General features: G+C 64.7%; 25 protein-coding genes. 15 read left to right on the top strand and 10 right to left on the bottom strand.

The features are described from left to right. Positions 1 to 21: 21 nt before the first annotated feature. The 4 genes from pdxY (at position 22) to D1F64_RS22635 (ending at position 4,892) form a co-directional block, all read left to right on the top strand. Complete coding sequence (gene pdxY, locus D1F64_RS22650; RefSeq protein WP_117414261.1) at positions 22 to 867, top strand: pyridoxal kinase; 846 nt, start codon at positions 22 to 24, stop codon at positions 865 to 867. A 161-nt stretch (positions 868 to 1,028) separates the two neighbouring features. After that, positions 1,029 to 2,201 (top strand): lipase family protein, encoded by a 1,173-nt coding sequence (locus D1F64_RS22645; RefSeq protein WP_117414260.1) that lies wholly within the window; start codon positions 1,029 to 1,031, stop codon positions 2,199 to 2,201. Then, a complete protein-coding gene (locus tag D1F64_RS22640) occupies positions 2,198 to 2,968 on the top strand; it encodes a DUF429 domain-containing protein (RefSeq protein WP_117414259.1) in 771 nt (256 codons plus the stop codon). Before D1F64_RS22645 ends, D1F64_RS22640 begins: the two co-directional genes overlap by 4 nt. Before the next feature lie 148 nt (positions 2,969 to 3,116). Beyond that, a complete protein-coding gene (locus D1F64_RS22635; protein ID WP_117414808.1) occupies positions 3,117 to 4,892 on the top strand; it encodes an SLC13 family permease in 1,776 nt (591 codons plus the stop codon). A 21-nt stretch (positions 4,893 to 4,913) separates the two neighbouring features. Here the strand turns inward: D1F64_RS22635 and D1F64_RS22630 are convergent, their stop codons facing one another. Next, entirely contained in the window at positions 4,914 to 5,888 is a 975-nt protein-coding gene (locus D1F64_RS22630; RefSeq protein WP_117414258.1) for an NADPH:quinone oxidoreductase family protein, read from the bottom strand. Here D1F64_RS22630 and D1F64_RS22625 point away from each other — a divergent pair. From D1F64_RS22625 to D1F64_RS22605, 5 genes are all read left to right on the top strand, one after another. After that, positions 5,839 to 6,588, top strand: coding sequence for an RNA methyltransferase (locus D1F64_RS22625; RefSeq protein ID WP_346432282.1), 750 nt, complete (start codon positions 5,839 to 5,841; stop codon positions 6,586 to 6,588). The genes D1F64_RS22630 and D1F64_RS22625 overlap by 50 nt on opposite strands. Before the next feature lie 358 nt (positions 6,589 to 6,946). Further along, on the top strand, positions 6,947 to 7,432 hold the full coding sequence (locus tag D1F64_RS22620) for an invasion associated locus B family protein (protein ID WP_248304556.1): 486 nt from the start codon (positions 6,947 to 6,949) through the stop codon (positions 7,430 to 7,432). 153 nt (positions 7,433 to 7,585) lie between these two features. After that, entirely contained in the window at positions 7,586 to 8,812 is a 1,227-nt protein-coding gene (rlmN, locus tag D1F64_RS22615; RefSeq protein ID WP_117414256.1) for a 23S rRNA (adenine(2503)-C(2))-methyltransferase RlmN, read from the top strand. Positions 8,813 to 8,826: 14 nt separating this feature from the next. Next, on the top strand, positions 8,827 to 9,294 hold the full coding sequence (locus tag D1F64_RS22610; protein ID WP_117414255.1) for a hypothetical protein: 468 nt from the start codon (positions 8,827 to 8,829) through the stop codon (positions 9,292 to 9,294). 116 nt (positions 9,295 to 9,410) lie between these two features. Next, on the top strand, positions 9,411 to 10,040 hold the full coding sequence (locus tag D1F64_RS22605) for a DJ-1/PfpI family protein (RefSeq protein ID WP_117414806.1): 630 nt from the start codon (positions 9,411 to 9,413) through the stop codon (positions 10,038 to 10,040). Here the strand turns inward: D1F64_RS22605 and D1F64_RS22600 are convergent. Next, the gene (locus tag D1F64_RS22600) at positions 10,037 to 10,495 is read right to left on the bottom strand and encodes a YkvA family protein (RefSeq protein ID WP_117414254.1); all 459 of its coding nucleotides are present in this window, start codon (positions 10,493 to 10,495) and stop codon (positions 10,037 to 10,039) included. The two genes, D1F64_RS22605 and D1F64_RS22600, sit on opposite strands and share 4 nt — an antisense overlap. 189 nt (positions 10,496 to 10,684) lie before the next feature. Between D1F64_RS22600 and D1F64_RS22595 the strand changes: the two genes are divergently transcribed. Further along, positions 10,685 to 11,083, top strand: a complete 399-nt coding sequence (locus tag D1F64_RS22595) for a hypothetical protein (RefSeq protein WP_117414253.1) — start codon at positions 10,685 to 10,687, stop codon at positions 11,081 to 11,083. A 22-nt stretch (positions 11,084 to 11,105) separates the two neighbouring features. Here D1F64_RS22595 and D1F64_RS22590 read toward each other — a convergent pair whose 3' ends face one another. The 5 genes from D1F64_RS22590 to D1F64_RS22570 form a co-directional block, all read right to left on the bottom strand. Next, entirely contained in the window at positions 11,106 to 11,750 is a 645-nt protein-coding gene (locus tag D1F64_RS22590; protein ID WP_117414252.1) for a septation protein A, read from the bottom strand. 83 nt (positions 11,751 to 11,833) lie between these two features. Continuing rightward, positions 11,834 to 13,123, bottom strand: coding sequence for a signal recognition particle-docking protein FtsY (ftsY, locus tag D1F64_RS22585; protein WP_117414251.1), 1,290 nt, complete (start codon positions 13,121 to 13,123; stop codon positions 11,834 to 11,836). Positions 13,124 to 13,140: 17 nt separating this feature from the next. Beyond that, positions 13,141 to 14,397 (bottom strand): tRNA (N(6)-L-threonylcarbamoyladenosine(37)-C(2))-methylthiotransferase MtaB, encoded by a 1,257-nt coding sequence (mtaB, locus tag D1F64_RS22580; RefSeq protein ID WP_117414250.1) that lies wholly within the window; start codon positions 14,395 to 14,397, stop codon positions 13,141 to 13,143. Between the two features lie 8 nt (positions 14,398 to 14,405). Next, complete coding sequence (gene dapF, locus D1F64_RS22575) at positions 14,406 to 15,320, bottom strand: diaminopimelate epimerase (RefSeq protein WP_248304555.1); 915 nt, start codon at positions 15,318 to 15,320, stop codon at positions 14,406 to 14,408. A gap of 92 nt (positions 15,321 to 15,412) precedes the next feature. After that, on the bottom strand, positions 15,413 to 15,982 hold the full coding sequence (locus tag D1F64_RS22570) for a L,D-transpeptidase family protein (protein ID WP_117414249.1): 570 nt from the start codon (positions 15,980 to 15,982) through the stop codon (positions 15,413 to 15,415). Between the two features lie 161 nt (positions 15,983 to 16,143). Between D1F64_RS22570 and D1F64_RS22565 the strand changes: the two genes are divergently transcribed. Together D1F64_RS22565 and D1F64_RS22560 are read left to right on the top strand one after the other, a co-directional pair. After that, the gene (locus D1F64_RS22565; protein ID WP_117414248.1) at positions 16,144 to 16,827 is read left to right on the top strand and encodes a response regulator transcription factor; all 684 of its coding nucleotides are present in this window, start codon (positions 16,144 to 16,146) and stop codon (positions 16,825 to 16,827) included. A gap of 53 nt (positions 16,828 to 16,880) precedes the next feature. Continuing rightward, positions 16,881 to 17,378, top strand: a complete 498-nt coding sequence (locus D1F64_RS22560; RefSeq protein WP_117414247.1) for a cyclic nucleotide-binding domain-containing protein — start codon at positions 16,881 to 16,883, stop codon at positions 17,376 to 17,378. Between the two features lie 75 nt (positions 17,379 to 17,453). On the opposite strand, the gene leuD is transcribed toward D1F64_RS22560, so the two are convergent. From leuD to D1F64_RS22545, 3 genes are all read right to left on the bottom strand, one after another. Continuing rightward, complete coding sequence (gene leuD / locus D1F64_RS22555) at positions 17,454 to 18,059, bottom strand: 3-isopropylmalate dehydratase small subunit (RefSeq protein WP_117414246.1); 606 nt, start codon at positions 18,057 to 18,059, stop codon at positions 17,454 to 17,456. Positions 18,060 to 18,173: 114 nt separating this feature from the next. Continuing rightward, entirely contained in the window at positions 18,174 to 19,133 is a 960-nt protein-coding gene (argC, locus tag D1F64_RS22550) for an N-acetyl-gamma-glutamyl-phosphate reductase (RefSeq protein WP_117414804.1), read from the bottom strand. Between the two features lie 136 nt (positions 19,134 to 19,269). Beyond that, a complete protein-coding gene (locus D1F64_RS22545) occupies positions 19,270 to 21,021 on the bottom strand; it encodes a DEAD/DEAH box helicase (protein ID WP_117414803.1) in 1,752 nt (583 codons plus the stop codon). 535 nt (positions 21,022 to 21,556) lie between these two features. On the opposite strand from D1F64_RS22545, the gene D1F64_RS22540 reads away from it, so the two are divergent. From D1F64_RS22540 to D1F64_RS22530, 3 genes are all read left to right on the top strand, one after another. Continuing rightward, positions 21,557 to 22,513, top strand: coding sequence for a homocysteine S-methyltransferase family protein (locus tag D1F64_RS22540; RefSeq protein WP_117414245.1), 957 nt, complete (start codon positions 21,557 to 21,559; stop codon positions 22,511 to 22,513). Positions 22,514 to 22,658: 145 nt separating this feature from the next. Continuing rightward, positions 22,659 to 23,465 (top strand): exodeoxyribonuclease III, encoded by an 807-nt coding sequence (xth, locus tag D1F64_RS22535; RefSeq protein WP_117414244.1) that lies wholly within the window; start codon positions 22,659 to 22,661, stop codon positions 23,463 to 23,465. A 5-nt stretch (positions 23,466 to 23,470) separates the two neighbouring features. After that, positions 23,471 to 23,863: a RidA family protein gene (locus D1F64_RS22530; RefSeq protein WP_117414243.1), complete on the top strand. Its 393-nt coding sequence runs from the start codon at positions 23,471 to 23,473 to the stop codon at positions 23,861 to 23,863. Positions 23,864 to 24,074: the final 211 nt, after the last annotated feature.

Raw genomic sequence — 24,074 nt, 5'->3', positions numbered from 1 at the left:
CCAAGCCCCCGCAAACCAGCCGTGATCGTTGCCACTTCGCAGGTGGTGCGCGGCGGCGTCGGCGGCCGCGCGGCGGTTTTCGCGCTGGAACGGCTCGGCTTTCGAGTCTGGTTCCTGCCGACGGTGCAACTGCCGTGGCACCCCGGCCATGGTCTCGCGACACGCATCACCCCCGACGACGCGCACTTCTGCGCGCTGGTGGATGATCTGATCAATGCGCCGTGGCTTGGCGAGGTCGGGGCGGTGATGACCGGCTATCTGGGTGCCGCGCATCAGGCTGAACCTCTGGCGCGGCTGATTGCGGCCGTGCGGGCCCGGACGCCTGGCGCGCTGCATCTGTGCGATCCGGTCATGGGGGACAACGGCGCGCTTTATGTGCCGCCGGCGACCGCCGATGCGATCAAGGCGCGGCTGGTGACGGGCGCGGACATCGTCACTCCCAACCTGTTTGAACTCGGCTGGCTCACGGGCCAGGCGGTGGGCAGCGAACGCGAGGCGGCGCAGGCGGCGCGAGCGATGGGCAACACGCGGGTGATGGTCACCTCGTCGCCCGCGCTCAGACGCGGCGCCATCGCCACGATGCTGGCCACGCCGCGCACCGCCTTCGTGGCCGAGCACACCGCGCTCGCCGATCCGCCGCACGGGACGGGGGATCTCATCGCGGCGTTGTTTCTGGCGCACAGCCTGATGCAGACGGGCGATGAAGAGGCGCTGAAGCGCGCCGCATCGGCAACATTCGAGGTGACAGCGCGCAGCGTTCAGGCCGGCGCCGACGAGTTGCTTCTGGCCGAATACCAACAGGCGATCGCCCGGCCCATGGCGATGGTGACGACGCGGCGGCTGGCGACTCCCCGAACGCCCGCCTGACGGCTCCCACGGCTGTTTCATCAGGTCGTGTGGGAATTGTCATTTGACAAATGACACAGGCTCATCAGCATTCCTTTCGGGCATGTTCTGGCGTGTCCATGCGGACGCCCGCAGGCATGCGGCTGCGTGCGGGATGATGTCGAACACAGGGGGAGGGTGACATGACGCTGACGCCGGGATTCGATTTCACCGAGGCCAAGGCGATGATCGCCCTGTCGCAGGCGATCTACGACGCGCCGTCGCCAACCCCGACTCAGCCCCCCACTCCGGCCGACGTCGGCTGGTCGAAGGTCGACAGCCTGTCGCCGACCACGCAGACCCTGCTCGATAATTTCTGGGCGGTCTGGCAGAGTGACGCCAACCCCAACCAGTATGCGGTTTCGGTGCGCGGGACGGTGGACACCGATCCGAGCATTCTTGCCGATCTGCTGTTTCCGCTGATCGATGCGCGGATGAGCCTGTCCGTCACGGTTGCGGGCACGACCTACGAGATTCCCTTCAACCTGGCGCGTGAGGAGACCGGCAGCGCTGTGGTCGCGGGCACCCATCTGGGGTTCACGCTCGGGCTGCTCTTGATGCTGACCACCACCGACCGGCCGTTGCTGGAGACGCTGGGGGTTCTCGCGCTGAAAAAGAAGCTGGGCGAGGACATCGAGATCTTCATCACCGGGCACAGCCAGGGCGCCTCGGTGGCGACGCTACTGACCTCCTTTGTGCGGCATGCCTCGGGGATCTTCGAGGACCTGGCCAAGCCGTCCTACAAGACCTATGTGTTCGCGCCCGCCAAACCCGGAAACGATCACTATGGCTATGATTACGATTTCATCGCCGGGGTGAAGGGCCTGGGCTACAGCGTGGTCAGCACCCAAGGATGGGTGCCGCAGGCGCCCTTCACGCTGGAGGGCCCGTGGGACGTGAACACCCCCAATCCGCTGCGCTCCTATGGCGGAGCGCTGGATCTGTCGAAGGAACCGGAGCTTGCGCGTCTCGCCTACAAGCTGGAGCCAGCCGTCGCCTCAATCCGCCAGGATCACGTGGCGAACACGCGCGCGGCGCTTGCCGAACTGGCGCCGAAACTTGCTGCTTCCGACATCTGCCTGAAGGCCAGCGCGCTGGGCGGGCCGGAGACGGAGACGTTGGACGGGGCAACGCTGACGGGGCTGTTCGACGCCTTTCTCAAGCGCATTCAGTTGTCGCTCAATTTCGCCTATGCCGGGTCACTGGCGCCATTGTTCGCCACCCCGGGCGCCAATCCGAACGATCCCACCGACTATTTCTGGCAGCACCATCTGGGCAATTACTGGAAATACATGGACGAGCAATACGGCTCATGACGGATTGGCAGAGCGCGCGCGACGGGCAGGGTTCCGGCGGTGATGATCCGGTTGTCTGCGGTGTGGACGGCTGCCCGTTGGGCTGGCTCGCCGTGTTCCGCACGCTTGGCGGGACGCCACGCCATACGCGCCGGGTGTTCGCGGAGTTTCGCGACCTGCTCACCTGTGCCGAAGCCCCGGCGATCATCGCCGTGGACATGCCGATCGGACTGCCGGAGCGTGCGGGCCCTGGCGGGCGCGGACCGGAGAGGGCTGTGCGGCCGCTGCTGGGGGATCGCAAGTCCTCGGTGTTCTCGATTCCCTCGCGCGCGGCGGTGCTGGCGGGCGACTACCGCGAGGCCTGCGGCATCGCGCTGGAAACTTCCGAGCCGCCCAGAAAGGTCTCGCGCCAGGGCTTCGCGCTGTTTCCGAAAATTCTTGAAATCGATGCGCTGATGTCGCCTGAGCTTGAAAGCCGCATCTATGAGGTACATCCGGAGTTGGCGTTTTGGCGGCTCAATGGTGAGGCGCCGATGAGCGAGCCCAAGAAGGTGAAGGGCCGTGCCGCCGGCCTCGGAATCGTGCAGCGTCAGGCATTGCTGGAACGCCACGGGTTTGATCCCGCCTTCTTCGAGGCGCCGCGCCCGCCGCGCGTGGGCGCGGATGACGTGGTCGACGCGGCGGCGGCCGCCGTGATCGCCGAACGGATCTTTTTCAATCGCGCCGAAGCCTTTCCTGCGGAACCAAACCGCGATGCGCGGGGTTTACGCATGGCAATATGGGCTTAACGCACACAAGGGCCTGATGCTCCGGATGTCCGGGGCAGGGCGAATTCATTGCTGATTCTCTTGGCGATCCGCTTTGGTTGCCGTTCCCATTCCCGAGACCCACCGGGGCCGCTTTTCATGCACCCGGTCTCCCTGTAGCGTGGCCTTCATGCCGTTTGATCAGATCGTCCTTTTTGCGATTTTCTTCGCTGTCTTCGCGCTGATGCTGTGGGGCCGTTGGCGCTACGACCTTGTCGCTTTCCTGGCGCTGCTGGTGGCGGTCGCCCTGGGCACGATTCCGGTCGAGGACGCCTTCATGGGCTTCGGCAACGAGGCGACGATTATCGTCGCCCTGGTGCTGGTGGTTTCGCGCGGGCTGGTCAATTCCGGCGCGGTTGAGATCATCACCCGCCAGGTCGTCGGCGGCGGCAGAGGACTGGGAAGCCATATCGCGCTGATGGGCGGCATTGGGGCCGTGCTCTCCGCCTTCATGAACAACGTGGCGGCGCTGGCGCTGTTGATGCCGGTCGACCTGCAGACCGCGCAGCGCGCCGGACGCGGACCGGGGCTGACCCTGATGCCGCTGGCCTTCGCCACGATTCTCGGCGGCATGGTCACGCTCATCGGCACCCCGCCGAACATCATCATTTCCCAGATCCGCGCACGGTCGCTCGACGGGCCGTTCCGCATGTTCGATTTCGCGCCCGTGGGCCTGGCCTGCGCCACCGTGGGGCTGATCTTCGTCGCCCTCATCGGCTGGCGGCTGTTGCCGACGCGGGTGCGCTCCGGCGGCGGCGAGGAAAGCCTGTTCGATCTCGACGACTACATCGCGGAACTGATTGTGGGCGATGACTCCCCCCTCGTGGGAAAGAAGCTGGGCGAAATCGACGAGGAGACCGAGGAGGCCAACGTGGCGGTGATCGGCCTGGCCCGGGCGAAGACGCGGTTCTCCGCCTCCTCACGCTATGTCGAGATCCGGCCCGGCGATGTGCTGATCGTCGAGGCGACGCCCGAGGGGATTGACAGGTTCCGTGGCGTGGCCAAGCTTGAGGTCGCCGGAGACAAGCGTACCGGTTCCGCCACCGGCGAGGGCATGGGCCTGACAGAGGTGGTGGTGCCGCGCGATTCGCGGCTCGACGGCCGCTCCGCGCTGGCCCTGCAATTGCTCCGCCGGCAGGGCGTCACCCTGCTGGGCGTCTCGCGCCATGGCCGCCGCTTTTACGAACGCGTGGCGCGGCTGACTGTGCGCGCCGGCGACATCCTGCTGCTTTACGGTCCGTCCGACCGGCTGGCCGATGTCACGCGCTGGCTCGGCGCGCTGCCGCTTGCCGCGCGTGGCATCGGGGTCACGCAGCACCGCCGGGCGGCGCTTGCAGTGGGAATTTTCGCGGCCGCCATCGCGGGGGCCACATTCGGCTTCGTCGCGCTGCCCATCGCCCTTGGCTTCGTCGTCGCGCTTTACGTGCTGTTCGACATCGTGCCGATCCGCGAGGTTTACGATCACATCGAGTGGCCGGTGGTGGTGCTTCTGGGCTCGATGATCCCGCTCGGCATCGCGCTTGAGGAATCCGGCGGGACCACATTGATCGCGGAAGGAATTGTCGGGCTGACGGCCGGTATGCCGGCGGCGGCCGTACTGTTCGTGCTGATGGTGGTGATCATGACCCTGTCGGACGTGCTCAACAACACCGCCACGGCGGTGATTGGAGCACCGGTGGCCATCGATATCGCCCACAGCCTCAACGTCAGCCCTGATCCGTTCCTGATGGCTGTGGCGGTGGCCGCCTCCTGCGCGTTCCTGACGCCGATCGGCCACAAGAACAACACGCTGATCCTGGGGCCGGGTGGCTACGCCTTCTCGGACTACTGGCGCATGGGCCTGCCGCTCGAGATCCTGATCGTCGTCACCGGCGTTCCGGCGATCCTGGTGTTCTGGCCGCTTTGAGCGCGATGGTCCAGGCAATGCTCAGGGCTTGACGATGACCTTGCCCAGCGCGCGGCGTTGGGCCAGCTCCTCGAGCGCCTCGGCGGTTTGCACCAGCGGGTAGACGGCATGGATATGCGGCTTGAGCTTGCCCTCCGCCGCCCAGGCGAGAAGCTGCGCCACATCGGCCCAATGGTCCTCGGGCTCGCGCACGATGGCCTCGCCCCAGAACACGCCGAGAATGTCGCACCCCTTGAGAAGCGCGAGATTGAGCGGGATCTTCGGGATTTCGCCCGAGGCGAAGCCGATCACCAGGAAGCGGCCGCGCCAGGCCGTGGCGCGCAGCGCCGCTTCCGCGTAAGCGCCGCCGACCGGGTCATAGACCACGTCGACGCCGCAGCCGCCGGTCAGCGCCTTGAGCCGTGTCTTGAGGTCTTCCTCGGCGTAATTAACCGTTTCGTCGGCACCGGATTTCCTGGCGAACGCCAGCTTCTCCTCCGATGAGGCGCAGGCGATGACGCGCGCGCCCATCAGCTTGGAGATTTCCACCGCTGCCTGACCGACGCCGCCCGAGGCGCCGAGCACGGCAATCGTCTCGCCCTCTTGAAGCCGGGCGCGGCCGCGCAGCGCGTGCATGGTCGTGCCGTAGGTGACCATCAGCCCGGCCGCGGTCTCAAAATCCACGCCGTCGGGCACGGCGATCACATCGTCCTCGGAGAGCAGGACCTGTTCGCGGCAGCAGCCGAATTTCGTATAGGCGGCGACCTTGTCGCCGGGCTTCACTCGCGTGACGCCATCACCGACGGAAGCGACGACGCCCGCCATTTCCGCGCCGGGCGAAAACGGCATCGGCGGCCGCACCTGGTATTTGCCTTCGATGATCAGCGTGTCGAAGAAGTTGAGCGCCGCGGCCTTCACATCGACGACGACCTCGCCCGGCCCGGCCTGCGGCGCCTTGATGTCCGCAATGGTCAAGGAAGACGGAGGCCCAAAAGCCTCGCAAACAACTGCTCTCATTCCACCAACCCAGCGTTTGGAATCCCCGCACGCTGGTATCACGCGTGATGAGCGATGGAAAGGTTTCATTAACCATGCCGCGGCCTTGTCAGGCGGGCCCCGATGGGGCTATGACCGCACCCTCCGGGATGTAAAAAACGAGAACACCATGCGCGGTTATTTCGCCGTCGGCGCCGAAGGTCTTTCCAAGGTGATGAATTTCGGCAACCTGATGCGTTCGGCGCACGGGTTTGGCGCGAGCTTCTTCTTCACCGTCGACGCCGCACAGAAGATCCGCCGGGCCCCGGCGTCGGACACCTCAAACAGCCCCGATCACATGCCCTACTACGCGTGGGGGTCGATCGCAGAAATGGCCCTGCCCAAGGGCTGCCAGCTTGTCGGCATCGAACTGACGGACGACGCCATCGAGCTGCCGAGCTTCGGTCATCCGCTCAAGGCGGCCTATATCCTGGGTCCCGAGCGCGGCTCGCTGTCACCGGAAATGCAGGAACGCTGCGATCACATCATCAAGATCCCGACCGGCTTCTGCATCAATGTCGCCACGGCCGGGGCCATCGTCATGTACGACCGGGTGCGCACGCTGGGGCGTTTCGCCGAGCGGCCAATCGGCTCGGGGGCGCCGCGCGCGGAACTCAGCGAGCACATTCACGGCAAGCCGACGTTCCGCGGCGGCAAGATCGGTGGCCGCGACGATATCTGAGCCGATACGCCGGCGCGCGGACGGCGCCGCCATACTCTCGCCGATTTGTGGTCACAGCGTTTTGCCGCGCGTGCTTTGTTGCCCCTTTCAACCGCCGGAAGGGGGCGAGTGCACCGCGGTTAAGAGCAATTGCAGCGGCTTTCTGACCGGACCCAGCCGTCCGGGCAATCAAATTTGATCCATAAAACGGCGGAAATGTGCGGATTTCCGCACCATTCCGCAATTCGACGGACGGGATCAACCCTTTCGTAACCGGCGATCGGGTAACGTTTGATTGAGGTTTACAGCTGTTGAACAAATCCACTCAACTTGGCGCAAATAAAGCGGTTACGAGATGATGCACGCACGAATGTTGGCCATGGCCATTCTGGCCCTCGCTTTTTCAGGCGCTGCTGCGAACGCGCAGTCGCCCACACTCCTGAATCAATTCAAGGACTGGGCGGCCTACGCGCATTCGGGGCAGAACGGCAAGTTCTGCTACGCCTTGTCGAAGCCGACAACGCTGTCGCCCACCGACCGCAACCATGGAGATGTGTTCTTCTTCGTCTCCACGCGCCCCAACGAGGGTGTTTCCAACGAACCGAGCCTGCTCGTGGGCTATCCGTTCAAGGAAAACTCATCCGTTTCGGTCGACGTGGATGGCCAGAAGTTCGAGATGTTCACCAAGGGTGACGGGGCGTGGGTGAAGAACGCCGCCGACGAGGCCCGTCTGGTTTCGGCGATGCGCGCGGGCCGGGCGATGAAGGTCTCCGGCGAATCCTCGCGCGGCACTGCAACCAGTTACACCTACTCCCTGGCGGGCATCACGGCTGCGGTGAACGCGGCGTCGGAAGCCTGCAAATAACGACAGGAGTAGCGCGGTTTCAAAAACGCGCTATATAGAGCTATAAACGCGGGGTGGTGACGCTTGGTCACCGCCCTGCTTTCGTTCAGGCGGCGGTATGGTCCGCGCCAGGCACCAGGAGCGGCCCGGATGGGCCGGCAAAGAGCAAGCGCAATGGCGGTTTCCCTCGATATTTCCCACGGCAATGCGGCTCCGGCCATCGGTGTGGCTCCGGCGGTGACGCCGGCCAAACCATCGCTGGTGGGCATGTCACGCGAGGAACTGGGCGATGCGCTGCGCGCGGTGGGCGTCGCCGACAAGCAGGTGCGCATGCGGGTGGCGCAACTGTGGCACTGGATCTACGTGCGCGGCTTCACCGAGTTCGATCACATGACCAATGTGTCGAAGGAACTGCGCACGACGCTGGCCCATGTCTACTCAATGACGCGGCCCGAAATCGTCGCGGAACAGATTTCCGTCGACGGCACCCGCAAGTGGCTGATGCGCTTTCCGCCGCGCGGCGCCGGCCGGCCGGTGGACATCGAGACCGTCTATATTCCCGAGGAAGGCCGCGGCACGCTGTGCGTCTCCAGCCAGGTGGGCTGCACGCTGACCTGCACCTTCTGTCATACGGGCACGCAGAAGCTGGTGCGCAACCTGACCTCGGAAGAGATCATCATGCAGATCATGGTGGCGCGCGACCGGCTGGGCGACTTCCCCGACATCGACACGCCGCAGGGCTTCTCCGTGCCCAGCGAGGGCCGCTTGGTCTCCAACGTCGTGATGATGGGCATGGGCGAGCCGCTGTACAATTTCGACGAGGTTAAGAAGGCGCTGCTGATCGCGTCGGACGGCGACGGGCTGAGCCTGTCCAGGCGCCGCATCACCCTGTCCACCTCCGGTGTGGTGCCGATGATCGCGCGCACCGGCGAGGAGATCGGCTGCATGCTGGCGATCTCGCTGCACGCGGTGCGCGACGATCTGCGCGACGTGCTGGTGCCGATCAACAAGAAATATCCGCTCGCGGAGTTGCTGGAGGCCTGCCGCACCTATCCCGGCGTCTCCAACGCCCGCCGCATCACCTTCGAGTACGTGATGCTGAAGGGCGTCAACGACAGCATCGCCGACGCCAAGAAGCTGGTGAAGCTGCTGGAGGGCATTCCGGCGAAGATCAACCTGATTCCCTTCAATCCGTGGCCGGGCTCGGACTACGAGTGCTCCGACTGGGAGCAGATCGAGGTGTTTGCCGAGGTGGTCAACCGAGCGGGATACGCCTCGCCGATCCGCACGCCGCGCGGCCGCGATATCCTGGCGGCCTGCGGCCAGCTGAAATCGGAATCCGAGCGCATGAAGCGCAAGGACCGCGAGGCGCTTGAAGCCGCCTCCGGCGCCGCCGGCTGAGACGAATCTGGATCATGGACGATATCCTCCGCCTCTTCGGCCGACTGGTCGTCATAGCCTTCGGCTTTGTCGCCGCCTGCTACACCGCGAGCCTGGTGCTGGTGTTCTCGGCGGAAGGCTGGGCGGTGGATTTCACCACATACAGCGGCTGGGATGTCGAGGGCGGTCTCTTGGCCACCGGTGACGGCACGGTCGGTGTCTTTGCGGCGCTGTTTCTCGCCACCTTCGCGACCAGTTTCATCGGCGCCATGGCGCTGGTGCCCGCGGGGCTGGCGATCGTGCTGGCGGAGGTGAAGCATATCCGGGGTCTGATCTATCATCTGGTAGCAGGCGGGCTGGTGTCGCTGGCCATCGTCGTCGCAACGTGGATCCCGCCGGCGCCAGACGTGCGCCTGCCCGCGGACTGGAACATCTTTCTTGCCGCCGGCTTCGCCGCGGGTTTCGTCTACTGGCTGATCGCCGGGCGCAAGTCAGGCTTTTGAGCGGGACGCATGGACCGGCGTGCTTTCAAGCCTTCCTGTGAGTTTCCTCATCGCACGCGTGCTCCGTTGCGCGACAATCGCCGCATGCCGGTGCAAGCGAACGAGGAGGGATGGCGATGATTATCGGGATGCCGGTCTATCCGCATGTCGACCTGCTCGACGTGACAGGCCCCTATGAAATCCTTGGCTGGATGCGGCAGTTCGCGCCTCCGGCGGAAATCCGGCTCATCGGGCAAAGCGACTGCGACGTCACCACGCGGGACGGGTTCACCTTCAAGGTCAGCCATACCTTCGAGACCGCCGGGCAACTCGATGTGCTGTGGGTGCCGGGCGGAGATCCTGACGAGCTCAAGCGAATCATTGCCGATCCGCAGCGGACTTATCTCGATTTTCTGATCCGTCAGGCGCAGGGCGCGCGCTATGTCTGCTCGGTCTGCGAGGGCGCGCTGCTGCTCGCCGCCGCCGGCCTTCTGGACGGATTCGAGGCCACGACGCATTGGGCGTTCATTCCCTGTCTGAAGGAATACCCGGATATCAAGGTCGCCCCCGGCGCGCCGCGGTATGTGCATGACCGCAACCGGTTGACCGGCGGCGGAATCTCCTCGGGCCTCGATGAATCTCTGAAGCTGGTGGAACTGCTGCACGGCACGGAGATGGCCGAACGGGTCCAGCGCATGACGCAATATTTCCCCGATCCGCCCGTGTCTGCCGATCTGCCCGTGGCCACGACCTGTCCGCTCAACTAGGCAAGCGGGTCGTCATCGTCCGCCAGCGTCGCGCGGGCGGCTTCAAGATGCTCGTCACGGATGTGCGCGCGCACAAGGCCGATGGCGGCCAGCAGCACCGTGGCGTCGTCGCCGAAGCCGATGCCGAGCAGGAAATCGGGCACCGCGTCAAACGGCAGCACGAAATAGGCGAGGGCCGCGATCAGCGTTCCGCGCACCCTGGGCGGCGAGGCGGGGTCGAGCGCGCAATAGTAGGCGGCGACCAGTTCGTCCATGAACGGGATCTGGCGCGCGGCCTTTTTCAGCGTCTTGAAGAATCGCGCCCTCACCCGCGCCTCATCGCGCGGATCCGCCTGAGCCCCCTCTCCGTCCGATTCCAGATCGGGTCCGGCGGGGCGCAGGCGCACGGGTTCGCCGGGTGCGATGATCTCGCCATCCAGCGCCTTGCGCAGTGATTCGTCGGTGTATTCGCGCATCCCGGATCCTTCCCTGAAGCCGAGTTTAGCGTGAATTGAGGCGATGAAATGCCCAATTTCGGGGAATATGCGCAGTTTTCACGATTAACCTTGCGTAAGCATTGATTAACAAATTCTTGCGACACTACAGTATGGCCGCGCACGGGATCCGGCCATCATCGGGCCAGAAGGCCCGGCAGGAGGCCCGACATGTCATACACTGTGGAAAGGCTGCAGCCACCCGTTCCGCTCATCAAGGCGGCGGATCATTCGACCGATCATCATCGTAAGGGGCACGATCGAAACGATCCGGCGCATACCGAGATCGTGCCGCACGACGATGCCGAGCGCGAAGCAATCGCGGATGCCGCCGAGGATCCGGCGGTGTTTGTCGACGCGCATCATGAAGAGGCGCCGCGGCTCGACGGGGTCGCCGCCTATCAGGCGACTGCGGAACACGCCAGGCAGGCGCTGGGTATGCGGCATGAAGGCGCGCGGCATCTGAAGGACGAAGGGCGCACGCCGCTCTATCCCGGGACCGCACCGGGAGTCGTCTACGGCCCCCACCGGGATCCCGACGAAGAGCACAAGATCAATCTGGCGACCTGACCCGCGCGATCCCGAAAGCGCCTTAGTCCCGCTTTTCGCCGAGCGGCACAAGCGAGTGCTTCGAGATCAGCGGCAGCTGCGACAGGGTGAACAGGAAAGTGATCGGCATCATGCCGAAAACCTTGAACGACACCCAGAAGTCGGTCGAAAACGAGCGCCAGACGACTTCGTTGAGCACCGCGAGAAAGAAAAAGAACAGCCCCCAGCGCAGGGTCAGCTTGCGCCAGCCTTCTGCATCGAGCTTGAAGACGCTGTCAAACACATAGCCCAGCAACGATTTTCCAAAGAGCAGCCCGCCCAGCAGCACCGCGCCGAACAGGGCGTTGACGATGGTCGGCTTGAGCTTGATGAACAGCTCGTCGTGCAAATAGAGCGTCAATCCGCCGAACACCAGCACCACCACACCGGTAACCACGGGCATCACCGGCAGCCGCCGCGTCAGCACGTAGGAGACGACCAGCGAGATTGTGATGGCCACCATGAAGGCGGCGGTGGCGACGAACAGCGGGCCGCCAAGATCCCCCAGGGCGGGAAACAGTTTCGCCAGGCTCTCGCCGCGCGCGTTGGCGAAGAAGAACACCGCCAATGGCCCCAGCTCCAGCGCCAGTTTCAAGAGCGGATTGATTTCCTCGCGATCGGGCGCGTTGGGATCGTGTTCGAATTCCACGGGTGTCAGGTCCTTTTGCTCTGCATGCTCAGCTCTATTTGCATCATGCCTGGATCGAGGCCGGTCAGAAAGCGGCGGTGCGCCTACTCTGTTCCGCCCACGATCGCCTTGGCGAAGTCACTCGCCGAAAACGGCTCGAGGTCGTTGATGCCTTCGCCGACGCCGATGAAATGCACCGGCAACCCGAACTTGGCGGCGATCGCCACCAGAATGCCGCCGCGCGCGGTCCCGTCGAGCTTGGTCATCACCAGGCCGGTGACGCCGGCGGTGCGCCCGAAGATCTCCACCTGTTGCACGGCGTTCTGGCCGGTGGTGGCGTCCAGCGTCAGCAACACGGTATGCGGCGCGTCGGGCATCTGCTTCTTGATGACTCGGACGACCTTTTCCAGTTCGGCCATCAGCTCGGCGCGGTTCTGAAGCCGGCCGGCGGTGTCGATCAGCAGCACGTCGACGCCGTCCCTGACCGCATGCTGCAGCGCCTCGAAGGCGAGGCCTGCGGCATCGGCGCCGGTGTCGCGCGACACTACGGTGGACCCGGTGCGCGCGCCCCAGATCTTCAACTGCTCGACGGCGGCGGCGCGGAAGGTGTCGCCCGCGGCCATCATGACAGTCTTTCCCTCACTGGTCAGCTTGGCGGCCAGCTTGCCGATCGTCGTGGTCTTGCCGGTGCCGTTGACGCCGACCATCAGCACCACGTGAGGCTTGTGGCCGCTGTCCAGATCGAGCGGCAGGGCGACGGGCGCCAGCACCTTCTCCACTTCCTCGGCGAGCACGGCCTTGACCTCCTCGCCGGAGATCTCCTTGTCGTAGCGGCCTTCGGCGAGCCGTTCGGTGATGGCCATCGCCGTTTCGACCCCGAGATCGGCCTGGATGAGGATATCCTCGAGTTCCTCGAGTGCCGCGTCGTCGAGCTTGCGCTTGCGGAACACGCCCGTGATGTTGTCCGACAGCGCGGAAGAGGACCGCGACAGACCCTGCTTCAGGCGCTGGAACCAGGAGCGCTTTTCCGACTCAGGCGTTTCGTTGCCAGTGGCGTCTTCGGCTGGTTCCGCATCTGTATCATCCGTGACGACGCGCCCAGAAGGCGGATCGGCCTCAAGCGCCTCGGCGATGGCCTCATCCACGACCTGCGGCAGGGCGGCGTCGGTGACCAACGGCGCGGCGGCCGCTTCCTCCGCGGCGGGGATTTCCACAGCAGCGTCCGTCGCGACATCGGCGGGACCGGCAGGTTCGAGGGTCTGCGTTGCCGGGGCCTCGGTGGCCAGGACTTCCGCCGCCGGATCCGCGTCCTGCGTATCGGTCTCGGGCGTCACGGGCCTTTCGGAGCCCTTGAACAGGCGTGAGAAGAGCCCACGTTTTTCGATGTCTGCCATGAACTGCGTGTCGCCCCTCAGGCCGCTTCCGCCAGCAGACGACGCTGGCTGTGACCCGTGATGCGGGCCGAGACAATGGTGCCGGGTTCGCCGTTGGCGATTTCCGTCGGCGTGAACTGTTCCGTGCGGCCAAGGCCATTGAGCTCGATGAGGAGCCGACGGGTCAGGCCGACCTCGCTGGCGAGATGGCGGGCCAATGTTTTCTCTCCCTTGGCGCGCAGGCGGGCAGCGCGCTGCTTGACGAGCGGCCGGGCGAGCTGTGGCATGCGCGCGGCGGGCGTTCCCTCGCGTGGCGAGAAGGGAAACACGTGCAGATGCGTGAGGCCGCATTCGTCGACGATCGACAGCGTGTTGTCGAACATCGCCTCGGTTTCGGTCGGAAAGCCCGCGATGATGTCGGCGCCAAAGATCACATCGGGACGCAGGCGGCGGACCTCGTCGCAAAAACGGATGGTGTCGGCGCGCAGATGCCGTCGTTTCATGCGCTTGAGGATCATGTCGTCGCCGGCCTGCAGGCTCAGGTGGAAATGCGGCATCAGCCGCTCTTCCTCGGCGATCGCGCGTATCAGATCGTCGTCCGTCTCGATGGAATCGATTGACGAGAGCCGCAGCCGTCCGAGTTCCGGCACCAGCTTGAGAATTTTCCGCACCAGCGCGCCCAGGCGCGGCGCGCCCGGCAGATCGGTCCCGTACGAGGTAATATCGACGCCGGTGAGCACGATCTCGCGGTAGCCGTTTTCCACCAGACGGCGGATCTGGCCGACAATGACGCCCATGGGAACCGAGCGCGAGTTGCCGCGGCCGAAGGGGATGATGCAGAAGGTGCAGCGGTGATCACAGCCGTTCTGGATCTGCACGAAGGCGCGCGCCCGGCCTTCCAGTCCGTCGATCAGGTGGTCGGCGGTCTCGCGCACGCTCATGATGTCGTTGACGCGCACCTTCTCGCTGGCGTCGATGCCGAAATCGGCCACGCGGGCATAGGAGCCGCGCTCCAGCTTCTCGGTGTTGCCGATGACGAGATCGACCTCGTCCATGCCTGCAAAGGTTTCGGATTCGGTCTGGGCGGCGCAGCCGGTGACAATGATGCGGGCGCCGGGGTTCTCGCGCCTGGCCTTGCGGATCGACTGGCGCGCCTGCCGCACGGCCTCGCTGGTCACCGCGCAGGTGTTCACCAGGATGGCGTTGTCCAATCCGGCGGATTCCGCCTCGTGGCGCATGATTTCCGATTCGTAGGCGTTCAACCGGCAGCCGAAGGTGAGGACATCGATGCTCATGGGACGCGTCACGCGGCTCCTTGCTCGTCGCGCGACCAGCTGAGCGTCTCGAGATCGATCGTGCCCTCGAATTCCAGCTCCGTGTCGCCGGTCATCAGCAGGTGGTCGTCGTCCTCGCGCCAATCCAGCACCAACGGGCCGCCGGGCAATGTCACGGTGACATGGCGGCTCGTCAGCTTCTTGCGCGCGGCGGCGGCGGCCACGGCGCAGGCGGCGGTGCCGCAGGCGCGGGTCAGGCCGACGCCGCGTTCCCAGACCTTGAGCTGGATCTCGTTCTCTCCGGTGATACGGGCCAGCGAGATGTTGGCGCGCTCGGGGAAGATCGGGTGATTTTCCAGAAGCGGCCCGAAACGTTCCAGGTCGTAGTTCTCGATGTCATCGTCGACCCAGAAGATGGCATGCGGATTGCCGACGTTGACGACCGCGGGTGAATGCAGCACCGGATCATCGATGGGGCCGATCTGCAGCTCAATGGCGCGGGTGTCGCGGAATTCCTCCGCCAGCGGGATGTCCTGCCAGTCGAATTTCGGCGCGCCCATGTCGACGGTGACGCGGGTCTCGTCGTCCGTGGCGTAGGCCGACAGCAGGCCAGCGTTGGTCTCGATCGTTACTCGGTCGGTGCCGGATTCCTCCATCAGCAAGCGGCCGATGCAGCGCGTGGCGTTGCCGCAGGCATCCACTTGTCCGCCGTCGCGGTTGTAGATGCGCATGAAGGCGTCGACCCCGAGCGCGGATTTCTCCACGATGATCATCTGGTCGAAGCCGATGCCGCGCGCGCGGTCGCCGATCGCCGCGATCTGCACGTTGCTCAGACGCACGGGATCCTCACGGCCATCGAAGATGACGAAGTCATTGCCGAGGCCGTTCATCTTGAGGAAGGGGATCACGCTTGAGCCCATGGTCGTGCGGGGTTCCGGTTTCATGTCTGCTGGTCTCTATATGGCGGAAACATGCCGTGATTGCCACCCTTGGCGGAGGCACAAGACGCAATGGCGCCGGGCGTGGCAAACGCCGCTCAGCCGATGCGCATTGTCATGCCAGGGCCAATGCGCGCCAGAATGCGCCGCATGGCGTCAGGCGCCACGGCCACGCAGCCTTCCGTGGGCGCAAAACCCTCCCGCGCCACATGGAAAAAAATGGCGCTGCCGCCGCCGCGTACGCGCGGCCGCAGGTTGTAGTCCAGCACCACGATGACGTCGTATAGCCGGTCCGAACGCCACAGGCATTCGTGCGAGGGGTTGAAGGGCAGCGTGACGTGCATGTTGTAGCGTCCGTCATGCGCGTCGTCGCACCAGCCGTCATCCGGCCGCAAGGCGCGCAGCGGCAGGTTGCTCTCGGGACGCGGCTGGCGATCCGCGCGAAAGTAGGCGCGAAGAAGCGCGAATGAGCCCATGGGCGTGGCGCCGTCGCCTTCGCGCTTGCGGCGGGTTAGCCCGCTTCGCCCAAGCGCGCAGGGCACGTCGAGCGTGCCAAACGTCAGCCGGCCGCGTGTCCGGCTGCCCGGCAGGGCGCGTACCCGCAGACAGGGTGCCTGCGCGCATCTTTCGCTCCGGATCGCCGGATTGGCTCGGTTATCGGGTCGCATTCCGCCTCCCGCGGCACAGCATCACATCGCCGTGATCGCATTTTGACCAGATGATGTCATAATCACATCTATGTATTTATCGCAATTTTGATTTTGGCTCTCCATGTTGGGGGCGGACAGGGGCGTCAACCCCTGGCGCGACGCGGCGAAGGGAAGAACACATGACGGCCCGGAAAATCATGATCGTCGACGACGACACCGACCTGCGCGAGGCGCTGGTCGAGCAGTTGTCGCTGTTCGAGGAGTTCGAGACCGAGACCGCCGATTGCGCCGCCTCGGGCATCCGCATGGCGCGCTGCGACCACGTCGATCTCCTGATCATGGACGTCGGCCTGCCGGACATGGATGGCCGCGAAGCGGTGAAGCTGCTGCGCAAGAACGGGTTCAACGCGCCGATTATCATGCTGACGGGACACGACACGGATTCCGACACGATCCTGGGGCTTGAGGCGGGTGCCAACGACTATGTGCTGAAACCGTTCAAGTTCGCGGTGCTGCTCGCGCGCATTCGCGCGCATCTGCGCCAGCACGAGCAGAGCGAGGACGCGACGTTCACGATCGGGCCTTATACGTTCCGGCCGAGCGCCAAGCTGCTGCTGGACGAGAAGAACCAGAAGATCCGGTTGACCGAGAAAGAGACCTCGATCCTCAAATACCTCTATCGCACCGGCGAGAAAGCGGTTACCCGGGACGTCCTGCTGCATGAGGTGTGGGGCTACAACTCCGGCGTCACCACGCATACGCTGGAAACCCATATCTACAGGCTGCGCCAGAAGATCGAATCCGATCCCTCCAACGCCCGGCTTCTGGTCACGGAAGCAGGCGGCTACAAGCTGGTGCCCTGAGCGGTGATCGGAAGGGTCTGTGAACCGGGTGTTGTTGTGAGCCGAGTGAGCGCATGAGTCTGGACCGCGATATCAGCTATCTGCGTCAGGTGCCGCTGCTGGAGGCTTTCTCCGACGAGCAGCTGCGCCTGTTCGCCTTCAGCGCGGAAAACATCACCATCAATGCCGGCACCGAGCTCTACCACCAGGGTGAGCGCACGGAAGCCGGCTACGTGGTGGTGTCGGGCGAGATCGTGCTTTCCGAGGAAAGCGAGGAGGGAGCCGAGGAGCGCGGAACCTTCGGTCCCGGGTCGCTGCTGGGAGAGATGGCGCTGTTCATCGAGACCTCGCGGCCCAACACCGCTGTGGCCCGCGAACGCAGCGAGGTGATCCGCATTCGCCGCGCGTTGTTCAAGCGGATGCTGCAGGAGTATCCCGACATCGCCGAGGCGCTGCGCGTCAAACTCACTGACCGGCTGCGCGCGACAACGAGCGAGATGAGCCGGGTCGCCGACACGCTCGACGAGATCAGCGCCTTCGCGGCCGCGGAAGCAGGCAAGACTGTGCGCTGAAGGCTTCCGGTTTGTTCAACAAAAAAGGCGCGGCCCTCGCGGGCGGCGCCTTTTCGATTCAGCGAATGCCCGCCCTTATGCCCAGGGATGGGTCTCGAGGTTCTTCGCCTCGAAGGCGGCGATGGAATCGGCCTTTTCCATGGTCAGGCCGATGTCGTCGAGGCCGTTGAGCAGGCAATGCTTGCGGAAGGGGTCGATCTCGAAGCTGATCGTGCCGCCGTCGGGACCCTTGATCTGCTGGGTCTCGAGATCAACGGTTACCGTCGAGTTGGAGCCGCGCGAGGCGTCGTCCATCAGCGCGTCGAGCTGTTCCTGGGTCACCTGGACCGGCAGGATGCCGTTCTTGAAGCAGTTGTTGTAGAAGATGTCGGCAAACGAGGTGGAGATCACGCAGCGGATGCCGAAATCCAGAAGGGCCCAGGGCGCATGCTCGCGGCTCGAACCGCAGCCGAAATTGTCGCCGGCCACGAGAATCTTCGCATCACGATAGGCCGGCTTGTTGAGAATGAAATCGGCGTTCTCCGATCCATCCTCGTTGTAGCGCATCTCGGCAAACAGCGCGGTGCCAAGGCCGGTGCGCTTGATGGTTTTCAGGAACTGCTTGGGGATGATCATGTCGGTGTCGACATTGATGATCGGCAGCGGCGCGGCAACACCGGTGAGCGTCGTGAACTTTTCCAAGGGAAACCTCTTTAATCTGGCGAACCGGACGCGACATCGGGCTGTGCGCCTTCGCGGCGTCGTATCCTCGTCTCACGTCGGTCTTTACAACAGGGTTCTGCGGCGCGGCAAGGCTCAGGCGGCTTCTTGTGCGAGGCTCTTGCGAGCGTCGCACCCAAGCATCAGGTTCAGGTTCTGCACGGCGGCGCCGGACGCGCCCTTTCCGAGATTGTCATAGACGGCGGCGAGCACCACCTGACGCCGCGCGTCATTGGCAAACACATACAGCCGCATGGCGTTGGTGCCGTTGAGCGTGCGCGGGTCCAGTTCCGGCACTTTTTCGACGGCCGCGTAATCGGCCACCTCGACGAAGCCGCTGGCGGGATCGAACCAGTCCGAAATCGCCGCATGCAGGGTCTTGCCGGTCACCGACGCGGGCAGATTGCCCAGTTGCAGCGGAACCATGGTGACCATGCCCTGCTTGTAGGCGCCCACGGCCGGCTGGAACAGCGGGTCGATGTCCATGCATGAGTAGCTGCGCATTTCGGGCAGATGCTTGTGGCCGAATCCGAGTGCATAGGGGATCCACGGCGGCGCCTCACCCGGAGCCATCGCCTCGTAATCCTCGATCATCTTTCGGCCGCCGCCGGAATAGCCCGAGATCGCGTTGACCGTAAAGGGATAGTCCGCGGGAAGCAGGCCGGCCTCGATGAGCGGTCGCACGCAGGCAATCACCCCTTGCGGATAACAGCCCGGATTGGCGACCCGCTTGGAGGCGGCGATCACGGAGGCCTGATCGGCGGTCATTTCGGCGAAGCCATAGGCCCAGTCGGGATCCACGCGATAGGCGGTGGAGGCGTCGATCACCCGGGTTTCCGGGTTCTCGATCAGCGACACGGATTGCTTCGCCGCATCGTCCGGCAGGCACAGGATCGCGATGTCGGCGGCGTTGAGCATGTCGCGCCGCGCGCCCAGGTCCTTGCGCCGATCGTCGGCGATGGACATCAGTTCAATGTCGCGACGAGGCGCCAGCCGCTCGCGGATCTCCAGACCCGTTGTGCCGGCTTCGCCATCGATGAAAATCTTCGCGACCATCGTCCTCTCCTGCATTCCTGCGATTGAAGGCACCTGATTACACCCGCGAAGGCGATTTGTCATCGTCCGCGGACATTGTCGGGCGACATATCAGGCATGGGCGGCGCGGAATCGAAATGCGTCCCGCGCGATGCGCCTATTTGCCCCGATGCGGCTTCTTCGTGTGCGTGCGCGCTGCCGCGCCGTCACGTTTGGGGCCGAATTTCTTCGGGCCGAAGCTTTTCGGCTTGTAGCCGGCCCCGGTCTCGCGTTCGCGGCGGCCGGGACGGGGTGCCGGCGTCTCGCCAGGCGCCAGCCGCTCGATGCGCACGGAGCTGTCTTCCTCGTCGGGTTTCGCGATCGCGGTGAGGAAACGATCCACCATGCGCGGTTCCATCTCGAACAGGGTCTCGTTTTCCTGAATGCGGATGGAGCCGATTTCCTTCTTGGTGACGTGGCCGCGGCGGCAGATCAGCGGCAGCAGCCAGCGCGGCTCGGCATTGTGCTTGCGGCCGACATTCATGCGGAACCACACGCCGTTCTGCATTTCCTCGCGCGCGGGGCGCGCGGGCTCGTCCTGGAAGGGCGCCACATCGAGCAGCTCTTCCGGAGCGGGCTGGCCGTCGCGATAAAGGCGCGCGTAGGCGAGTGCGATCTGGTCGGCGGTCTTGCTCGCCATCAGGGCGTCGGCGAACTCGCGAACGGTCTCGTCGGCTTCCGCGTCCCATGCGGGATCGGCCAACAGCCGTTCGCGATCGCGCTGCAGAATATCAGTCGCGGACGGGGGGACCTCCCAGCTCGCGGTGATGCCGGCGGAGCCCAGCAGTCGTTCGGCCTGACGCCGGCGGTTGTGCGGCACCAGCAGCACGCAGGTGCCCTTGCGCCCGGCCCGGCCGGTGCGGCCCGAACGGTGCAGCAGGGTTTCCTTGTTGGTCGGCAGATCGGCATGGATGACCAGGTCGAGATTGGGCAGATCGATGCCGCGGGCGGCGACATCGGTGGCGACGCAGACCTTGGCGCGGCCGTCGCGCAGCGCCTGCAGCGCATGGGTGCGCTCGTTCTGGCTGAGCTCGCCCGACAGCGCGACGGTCGAAAACCCGCGATTGAGCAACCGCGCGCTCATGCGCTTGACGGTCTCGCGGGTGGAGCAGAACACCAAGGCCGCGCCCGCCTCATAGAAGCGCAGCGCATTGATGATGGCGTTCTCCTTGTCGTTGGGAGCGATCCGCAGCGCCTTGTAGTCGATATCGACGTGCTGCTCGCGCTCGCTCACCGTGGAGATGCGCAGGGCGTTGTTCTGGAAACGCTTGGCGAGATCCGCGATGGGTTTCGCTACGGTCGCCGAGAACATCAGGGTGCGGCGTTCGCTGGGCGCGGCGTCGAGAATGAACTCGAGATCCTCGCGAAAGCCCAGATCGAGCATCTCGTCGGCTTCGTCGAGCACGACGCACTTGAGTTGTGAGGCATCCAGCGAACCGCGCTCGAGATGGTCGCGCAGGCGGCCCGGAGTGCCGACGACGATATGGGCGCCGAAATTCAGTGCCCGGCGCTCGACGCGCATTTCCATGCCGCCGACGCAGGAAACGACCTTGGCGCCGGCCGGGGCATAGAGCCACTCGATTTCGCGGCAGACCTGCAGGGCCAGTTCGCGGGTGGGCGCGACGACGAGGGCCAGCGGCAGCTCGGCCTTGCCGAAGATCTCGGCTTCTTCCAGCAGCGTCGGCGCGATCGCGAGGCCGAAGGCCACGGTCTTGCCGGAGCCGGTCTGGGCGGAGACCAGAAGGTCGCGGCCGTCGGCATCCGCCTCAATGACGGCGCTCTGCACCGGGGTGAGATCGGTATAGCCTTTTTCGCTGAGGGCGCGGGCAAGGGTAGGGACAATGGACGTCGAATAGCTATTCAGGGGCATCGTGTGCTCGGTGTTCGCAGGCATGGCCTGATCGATCCGCTTTCCGCCGGTGATGTTCCTGGCCGGGATGGCGATCGATTTCAAAGTGAGTGAGGCAAGATCCGGGTCCGGAGGGACCCGACATGCTCACATCAGACAATGAGCGCCATACCAAGCGGCGCGCCAAAGGGCGCCCGTGCAGCGCATCTGCCTGATCGGGAAGTGCGCCCCTTGTACACGGCGCGGCGCATTTGCCACGAAGAATCTTGCCGCAGGGCACAAAAAACCCCCGATCAAAGTGAATCTGCGGATGGCGGCCGTGGTCCGGACCGCGGCTCCGGCTTGAAACCGGGCGTTCGTGCAAAAATTTTCGCTATGTGATTTTTCCTACAGGCGCATGCGTCCCGACAGGTTTATGGCAGGCGCATCGTGCATATGCACCAATCGTCCGGCTCATGCGCCCACGCGACGCAGTCCCGTATCCCGGGCCCCGCCGGATCACATCATTGATCTTAACGGCTGGCCCCGACAGGCCGACATTCCAACAGGTTTCGAGATGAGCAAATACAGACATTCATTGCCGCAACTGGGTGACGCGTTGTTTCTGACCGATGGCGGGCTGGAGACGACGCTGGTTTTTCACGAAGGTTTCGATCTGCCCCACTTCGCCGCCTTCGATTTGTTGAGGCGGCTCGATGGCATCGAGGCGCTGGAAGCCTACTACCGCCGCTATTCGCAGATCGCGCGGGATGGCAATGTCGGTTTCATCTTGGAAACCGCCACCTGGCGGGCGAGTTCCGACTGGGGCAGCAAGCTGGGTTATTCCGCCGACGAGCTTGCCCGGACCAACCGCCGCGCGGTGACCCATCTGGCGGATCTGCGCCGCGAGTTCGAGGGATATGGGCAGCCGGTTGTGCTCAGCGGCTGTGTCGGCCCGCGTGGTGACGGATATGTCGCCGGCAAGGCGATGACGGCCGCGCAGGCGGAGGCCTATCATACGCCGCAAATCGCCGCCTTTGCCGAGACGGATGTCGACATGATTTCGGCCATCACCATGACCAATGCGGCGGAGGCGATCGGCATCACCTGCGCCGCGCAAGCGGTTGGAATGCCCGTGGCGATTTCCTTCACGCTGGAGACCGACGGCCGGCTGCCGACCGGTCAGACGCTGAAGGACGCCATCGCGCTCGTGGACATGGCGACCGGCAAGGGGCCGGCCTACTACATGATCAACTGCGCGCACCCGAGTCATTTCGAACGCGTCCTGGCGGCCGGCGAACCATGGTTGTCGCGATTGCGCGGGGTTCGGGCCAACGCCTCGCGCTGCAGCCATGAAGAGCTCGATGCCGCCGAGACGCTGGACGACGGCAACCCCGATGAGCTGGCACGGGACTACGTCGAACTGCGCCGCCGCAATCCGTACTTCACGGTGCTGGGCGGCTGTTGCGGCACGGATCATCGGCATGTCGAGCAGATTTGCCGCGCGTGTGCCACGGCGCGCATCGCCGCATGATTGCAACCGGCGCCGGGGCGGACAGGCTTGCCCCGGCGCTCAAATGGCCGGGCGGGAGTGGTGGACAGTTCCGGTGAGGGCGATAGGCCCGAGGTGGAAAGCGCGATAGGCTCGCGTCTCCCGTTGATTCTCGCGAAAGTCCTCCATGTCCGACCGTCTTTCCTTCGCCACCTGGAACATCAATTCCGTGCGCCTGCGCATGCCAATCGTCGAGCAGTTCATCGAGACTTATCAGCCCGATGTGCTGTGCCTGCAGGAGACCAAGTGCCCGGATGCGAATTTTCCCTTCGCGCCGCTGCGCAAGCTGGGCTTTGAGCACATCGAGATCAACGGCCAGAAGGGCTATCATGGGGTTGCGACCGCCTCACGCCGGCCGCTGTCGAATGTCGAGAAGCGCGGCTTCTGCGACATGGGCGACAGCCGGCATCTGGCGGCGGATGTCTCTTTCGGTGACGGATACTTCCGGTTGCACAATTTCTATGTGCCGGCGGGCGGCGACGAGCCCGATCCGGTGATCAACGACAAGTTCGCCCACAAGCTGAAGTTTCTCGACGAGATGCAGGCGTGGCTCGGCGGCACCGAGGCGCCGAGCATCGTTGTCGGCGATCTCAACATCGCGCCCTATGAGGAAGACGTCTGGTCGCATAAGAAGCTGCTCAAGGTGGTCAGCCATACACCGCTGGAATGCGAGCGTTTCGAGCAGGTGCGGGAATCGGGCCCGTTTGTCGACATGATGCGCCGTTTTGTGCCGATGGACGAGAAGCTTTATACGTGGTGGAGCTACCGGGCCAAGGACTGGTCGGCGGCCGACAAGGGACGGCGGCTGGATCATGTCTGGGTCACGCCCCAAATGGAGCCCAGCGTGCGCGAGATCCGGGTCATCCGCGACGCCCGCGGCTGGGAGCGCCCGTCCGACCACGCCCCGGTGATCACCGTTCTGGAATGCGAGTAACATCAATGGCCGATCCGTCCGCAAGACGCCTGATTTCCACCGGCTCGCCGTTCGAGCGTGAGGCGGGATATTCGCGTGCCGTCGTCGACGGCGACTGGGTTTTCGTTTCCGGCACCACCGGTTTCGACTACGCCACCATGGAAATGCCCATCGGCGTCGCCGACCAGACGCGCAACGCGCTCGCGACCATCGCCGCGTCGCTGCAGGAGGCGGGCTCCTCCATGAGCGACGTGGTGCGCGCGCGTTACTATGTTTCCGACCGCACCTATGTGGATGTGGTGTTCGCCGAACTGGGTGTGGTCTTTGGCGAGATCCGCCCGGCCGCGACCATGGTGATTTGCGATCTGATCAAGCCGGAGATGCTGGTGGAGATCGAAGTGACTGCCAAGCGGCGATAATTCCCGGACGTGAAACGGCAGGCGCGGAGACCATACCTGCCGAAAGGCGCGCAGTGGGCGGCGCGGCCGATCGGTTGGTCAGCACCCCGTCCTGGTTGGAAATATCCTGCAGTCCGATACTCCTTGGATTAATCGAGGGTATTCGCGACTGGGCAGTCAGCGCGACGGCTTTCGGGGGACGGTGTTTCGCTGTCGTGATTGCCCGACGATT

Source organism: Breoghania sp. L-A4, assembly GCF_003432385.1.
Lineage (GTDB): Bacteria > Pseudomonadota > Alphaproteobacteria > Rhizobiales > Stappiaceae > Breoghania.
The sequence above is the reverse complement of the archived record's forward strand: the minus strand, read 5'-3'. Positions and strand labels throughout refer to the sequence as shown.